Origin of the sequence: Actinomadura sp. KC216, from assembly GCF_004348535.1 — a bacterium.
In the GTDB taxonomy this organism is placed as follows: domain Bacteria; phylum Actinomycetota; class Actinomycetes; order Streptosporangiales; family Streptosporangiaceae; genus Spirillospora.
In genome coordinates this window covers 1-5,569 of record NZ_SMJX01000439.1, presented here as the reverse complement: position 1 = coordinate 5,569, position 5,569 = coordinate 1, and the positions used below count along the sequence as shown (strand labels likewise).

Annotated in this window: 4 protein-coding genes; 1 reads left to right on the top strand and 3 read right to left on the bottom strand. The window is 71.7% G+C overall.

From position 1 onward, the window contains the following. Positions 1–715: 715 nt before the first annotated feature. The 3 genes from E1264_RS39425 to E1264_RS39415 form a co-directional block, all read right to left on the bottom strand. On the bottom strand, positions 716–1,732 hold the full coding sequence (locus tag E1264_RS39425; RefSeq protein WP_243711453.1) for a HAMP domain-containing sensor histidine kinase: 1,017 nt from the start codon (positions 1,730–1,732) through the stop codon (positions 716–718). 71 nt (positions 1,733–1,803) lie between these two features. Further along, positions 1,804–2,499: a response regulator transcription factor gene (locus E1264_RS39420; protein ID WP_132182163.1), complete on the bottom strand. Its 696-nt coding sequence runs from the start codon at positions 2,497–2,499 to the stop codon at positions 1,804–1,806. Between the two features lie 122 nt (positions 2,500–2,621). Then, positions 2,622–4,112, bottom strand: a complete 1,491-nt coding sequence (locus E1264_RS39415) for a glutamate--cysteine ligase (protein WP_132182161.1) — start codon at positions 4,110–4,112, stop codon at positions 2,622–2,624. Between the two features lie 159 nt (positions 4,113–4,271). Here E1264_RS39415 and E1264_RS39410 point away from each other — a divergent pair. Continuing rightward, positions 4,272–5,569 (top strand): ATP-binding protein (locus E1264_RS39410; protein WP_132182159.1); only part of this gene is annotated, 1,298 nt, incomplete at its 3' end.

Genomic DNA, 5,569 nt, shown 5'->3' with positions numbered 1-5,569 from the left:
CCTGGCGGTACCCCGGGTGGCCCACCTGGCGGCACGAACCCAGTGCCCCCCGCCTCTCCCGGACCAGCCTTGTCCGACGAACCCCCGGTCTCGCCCGACCGCTGAGCCGCGCTGCCCGGTCGCTCAGCCCCCTCACGGGACCCGCCCAGACCGGCCGCTGTCGGCGAAGCCGCGGCCTCGGCTGCACTGTCCGGTCGCTCGGCCGCCTCGCGGGAGCCGCCCGGGTCAGCTGCCTTCGGCGAACCTGCGGCGTCGTCTGACGGTTCGGTGTCATCGCTCGGCCGCTTTGACATATCGCCCGGGCCGCCTGAATCGACCTTGGCTGGCGAAGCTGCGGCGTGGTCTGGCCGCTGGGCCGCGCCGCGCTGCTGCTCGTCCGAGCCGTCCGAACCGGTCTTGACCGCCGAGCCTGCGCTCTCACCCGGCCGCTGGGCCGCGCCGCCCGGCTGGTCGCCCGTGCCGCCCAGGTCGGGCTTGGTCGGCGAAGCTGTGGCGGTGGTCGGTTGTTCGGTCGCGCTTTTCGGTCGCTCGGCTGCCTTGCCTGAGCTGCCCGGGCCGCCCTTGGTCGGTGAAGCTGCGGGGCCCTCGGGCTGCTCGGTTGGCTTGCTTGAGGCGGTCGGGTCGGGCTTGGGCGGTGAGTCTGTGAGCTTGTTCGGTTGGGCGGACGTGTCGTCCTGGGGTTGCTCTTTGTCGGAGGGGTCCTGGGGCGGGTTCGTCATGTGGGGTCTCCGGTGTTCGGGGGGATCGTGACGCGGATGCGGCAGCCCCTCGGGGTGTCCAGGACGGTGATGTCGCCGCCGTGCAGGTCCGTTGCCCAGCTCGCGATGGCGAGGCCGAGGCCGGTGCCGCCGCCGGGTGTCCCGGCCGGTGTCGCGGTGTGCGGGCCCGATGTGGAGCTGACGGACGAACCGCGGGAGAAGCGTTCGAAGACGCGGGTGCGTTCCTCGGGCGGGATGCCGGGGCCTTCGTCGGCGACCTCGAGGACGAGTCCGCCCGGTGGGCTGCCCGGGAACGGGCGTGCGGTGACGGTCACCGGGCGTCCGTCGGGGCCGTGGCGGGCGGCGTTGTCCAGCAGGTTCGCGACGATCTGGTGGAGGCGGTCGCGGTCGGCCGCGGCCCGCAGGCCCGGGGTGATGTCGGACTCGAACACGGCGTCGGGGCGTCCGGCGGCGGCCTCCGCGGTGACGTCGGCGACGAACGCGGCCACGTCGATGTCGGTGACGTCCAGGGTCGCCGCGCCCGCCTCGACCCGCGACAGGTCGAGGAGCTGGGTGATCAGGCGCCCGAGCCGCTCGGTCTGGTCGAGGGCGGATTCGAGGACGTCGGGCGTCGCGGGCGTGACGCCGTCCGCGACGTTCTCCAGCACGGCCCGCAGCGCGCTGATCGGCGTGCGCAGCTCGTGCGACACGTTCGCGACGAACTCGCGGCGCTGCCGGTCGACCTCGGCGAGGTCGGCGGCCATCCGGTTGAACGCCTGCGCCAGCTCGCCGACCTCGTCCCGGGACGTGGCGCGCACACGGCGGCTGTAGTCGCCGCGCGCCATCGCCCGCGCCGCCGCCGTCATCTCGCGCAGCGGCGCGGTCATCCCGTGCGCGAGCAGCTGCATCATGATCAGGGAGATGAGCACGCCGACGGGCAGCGTCTCCCGCGCGCGGAACCCGAGCGGGTACCCCCACAGCACGATCACGACGGCGACGCACGCGGTGGCGACGACCACGACGCCGAACTTCACCTTGATCGACCGTAGCGGGTCCAGCGGTCGCGGAAGCCTTGCCCACAACCTGTGGATAAACCCGTGCGGGATCACGACGCCGTGTCCAGGCTGTAGCCGACGCCGTGGACGGTCCGGATCAGCCCCTGCCCGAGCTTGCGCCGCAGCGCCTTGACGTGGCTGTCGACGACCCGCGTCCCGGACGCGTCCGCCCAGTTCCACACCTGTTCGAGCAGGACGGCCCGGGTCAGCACCGCCCCGCGGTTGCGCAGCAGGCAGGCGAGCAGGTCGAACTCGGTCGGCGTGAGATGCACCTCGCGCCCGTCCAACCGGACGCGCCGGGCCCGCTGATCGACCTCCAGCGCCCCTATGCACACGGCGCTCGCCGCCTCTTCGGCGACGGCCCCGCCCGGGCGCTCGACGCGGCGGAGCACCGCGCGGATGCGGGCCACGAGCTCCCGCATGCTGAACGGCTTCGTCACGTAGTCGTCGGCGCCGACGCCGAGGCCCACGATCAGGTCGGTCTCGTCGTCGCGGGCGGTGAGCATCAGGACCGGCACGGGACGTTCCGACTGGACGCGGCGGCAGACCTCCAGCCCGTCGAATCCGGGCAGCATCACGTCCAGCACGATGAGGTGCGGCTCGTACGCGCGGGCGCGCTCGACAGCGGTCGGCCCGTCGGCGGCGACGTCGACGCCGAACCCCTCCGCGACCAGCCGATCCGCCACGGCCCGCGCGATCGTGGGCTCGTCCTCGACGATGAGGATCCGCGTCTCGTTCCCTGTCACGGACCAGACTCTAGAAGCCCGTTATGTATGCAATGAGCGCGATCTGTGCAGGACTTGTGAAGATCGCCGTTCGCGAGACGCGCCAGCCGGTCAGGAAGCGGTTCGCCGACCGCAACGGGGGTTTAGGGGGTCGTCCCCCTAATGGGCCACGTGTGGACGGGGGCGTTGTCGCTCATGTTCTCCACGTAGGAGCGGATCATCATGCGGAGTGCTTCGTGGCGGGAGACGCCGCAGGAGTCTTCGATGGCGTCGACGGTGTTGATCTGCCAGGCGGCGCCGGTCTGGCCGGTGACGCAGCGGCGCTCGATGATGCCGAGGAGGCGGTCGCGGCGGGACGCGTCGACGCCCCACCGTTTGAGTCCCTCGTGGGCGAGCGGGAGCAGTTTCCGGAGGATGAGTTCGGCGGCGGGGACCTCGCCCATGCCGGGCCAGTAGAGGGTGGATTCCAGGCCGTCGCGGGCGGCGCGGTGCAGGTTTTCCTCTGCGGTCGCGAAGGACATCCGTGACCAGACCGGACGTTCGTCCTCGGCGAGCATGCGGACGAGACCGTAGTAGAAGGCGCCGTTGGCGATGACGTCGGCGACGGACGGTCCGCCGGGCAGGACGCGGTTCTCCACGCGAAGGTGCGGCCGTCCCTTGACGACGGCGTAGATGGGGCGGTTCCAGCGGTAGATCGTCCCGTTGTGGAGGCTCAGTTCGCCGAGTTCGGGGATGCGGCCGTCGTCCAGGACCGCGCGCGGGTCCTCGTCGTCGCAGAGGGGGAGCAGTGCGGGGAAGTAGCGGCTGTTCTCCTCGAACAGGTCGAAGACCGATGTGATCCAGCGTTCGCCGAACCAGACCCGCGGCCGGACGCCCTGTGCCTTCAGTTCCTCCGGGCGCGTGTCGGTGGACTGCTCGAACAACGTGATGCGGGTCTCGTGCCAGAGCCGGTGCCCGAACAGGAACGGGGAGTTCGCGCCCACCGCGACCTGCGGGCCGGAGATGGCCTGGGCCGCGTTCCAGTAGGCGCCGAACTGGTCGGGGCTGACCTGCAGATGGAACTGGACGCTCGTGCACGCGGCCTCAGGGGTGATGGTGTCGGCGTGCATGTGCAGCGGTTCCGGCCCGTCGATCGCGATGCGCATCTCCTCGCCGCGCGCGGCGAATATCTCGTCGTTGAGCATCTTGTAGCGCGCGTTGGACGAAAGTGTCTCCTCGCCGATGTCGGACCGGCGCAGCGTCGGCAGGATCCCGATCATCGCGAGCCGCCCGCCGACCTCGCGGGCGCGGGCGTCGGCGTGGACGAGATGGTCGCGGACCTCCGCCTCCAGCTCGCCGGTGCCCGTCCCGCCGAGTTCCCGGGGCGGGATGTTGATCTCCAGATTGAACTGGCCGAGCTCCGTCGCCCAGGCCGGGTCGGCGATCGCCTTGAGCACGTCCGCGTTGCGCATCAGCGGATCGCCGAGTGAGTCGATCAGGTTGAGCTCGATCTCCAGCCCGATATGGGGGCGCTGGAAGTCGAACTGGGATTCGCCCAGCATTCGGGCCAGCACGTCGAGGCACCTGCGCACCTTGTCGCGGTACCGCCGCCGGTCCTCGCCGCTGATGGTGACCGAAGCCACGTCCCTGCCCATGTGTCCGTCCCTGTACTCCGGAGGAACCGTCATAAACGGGATCTCCCGGTGCGAGTAGGTGAAAACCCGGCGCGTTGGTTTCGGCCGCTCCCGATCCGTGACCGGCGGGTACCGTGTGTGCTTTGTCCGAAACCTGGCTATTCCCAGCAGGGAGGGCCCATGCGCATGCGGCCCCGGTCCATTCGGGCCAGGGACACGCTCATCGCCGCCGTCATCGCCGCTCTCGTCCTGGGCGTGGCCGCCATGGGCGTCGACTTCGCCTTGCGCACCAGGGTCGAGACCGATCTTCTCCAGGGAGCGCAGGTAGAGGGCCGGCGGGTGAGCGGCGGCGTCCGCGACGGGACGCTCGAAGGGCAGATCGCGGACGAGACCCGCGGCCGGATACTGATCCAGGTCGTCGAGCCCGGCGGACGCGTCACAAATGCGACACCCGCCGCTACGGACAGGCCGCCGGTGAGCAGACTCTGGCCGTCGAGCAATGTGCGCGTCCGCGACTACGTCGAGTGCCGCGGCGTCTGGCCGGAGCGCGAGTGCTACGTCATCGAGGCCATCCGCGTCTCCACCGCGCCCGACTCCGTCGTCGTGTACGCGTCGGAGCGGATGCCGTCCTACCTGGTCACCGGGCTCCTGGAGGTGGGGCTCGGCACCGGCGTGCTGCTCCTCGCCGGGCTCGCCGCGTGGATCACCTGGCGGATCGTCGGCCGCACCCTCGGCCCGGTCGAGGCGATCCGCGCCCAGCTCGCCGAGATCAGCGCCACCGATCTGAGCCGCCGCGTCCCCGAGCCGCCCGGCCAGGACGAGATCGCGCAGCTCGCCCGCACCGCCAACGCGACGCTCGACCGGCTGGAACGTGCCGTCGGACGGCAGCGGCAGTTCGCCTCGGACGCCTCCCACGAGCTGCGCACGCCCATCACCGCGCTGCGCGCCAACCTGGAGGACGCGTCGATGCACCCCGACGACAACGACCTGCGGGCCGTCGTCGAGTCGGCGCTGCGCGACACCGACCGGCTGGAGTCGATCGTCACCGACCTGCTCCTGCTCGCCCGCATCGGCACCGGCGGGACGGCCGCGCAGGAGCCGATCGACCTGGCCGAACTCGCCGACGCGGAGATCCGCCGCCGCGCCTTCCACCGGAACGTCGGGACGTCCTTCGCCGGACGGGTGCCGGTGCGCGGCGTCCGGATGCAGCTCGTCCGGCTGCTGGGCAACCTGCTCGACAACGCCGAGCGGTACGCCGAGTCGTCCATCACGGTGGAGGTGACCCGGGACGGCGGCCAGGCCCTGCTCGCCGTCACCGACGACGGCGTCGGCATCGCGCCCGCCGACCGCGAGCGCGTCTTCGAGCGCTTCACGCGCCTGGACACCGCCCGCAGCCGCGACGCCGGGGGCACCGGCCTCGGCCTCGCCATCGCCCGCGAGATCGCCCAGGCCCACGGCGGGACGCTCCGCGTCGAGGG

Excerpts from the sequence above, each read along its gene's own strand:
- E1264_RS39415 (WP_132182161.1), bottom strand. The coding sequence starts at position 4,112 with ATGGGCAGGGACGTGGCTTCGGTCACCATCAGCGGCGAGGACCGGCGG.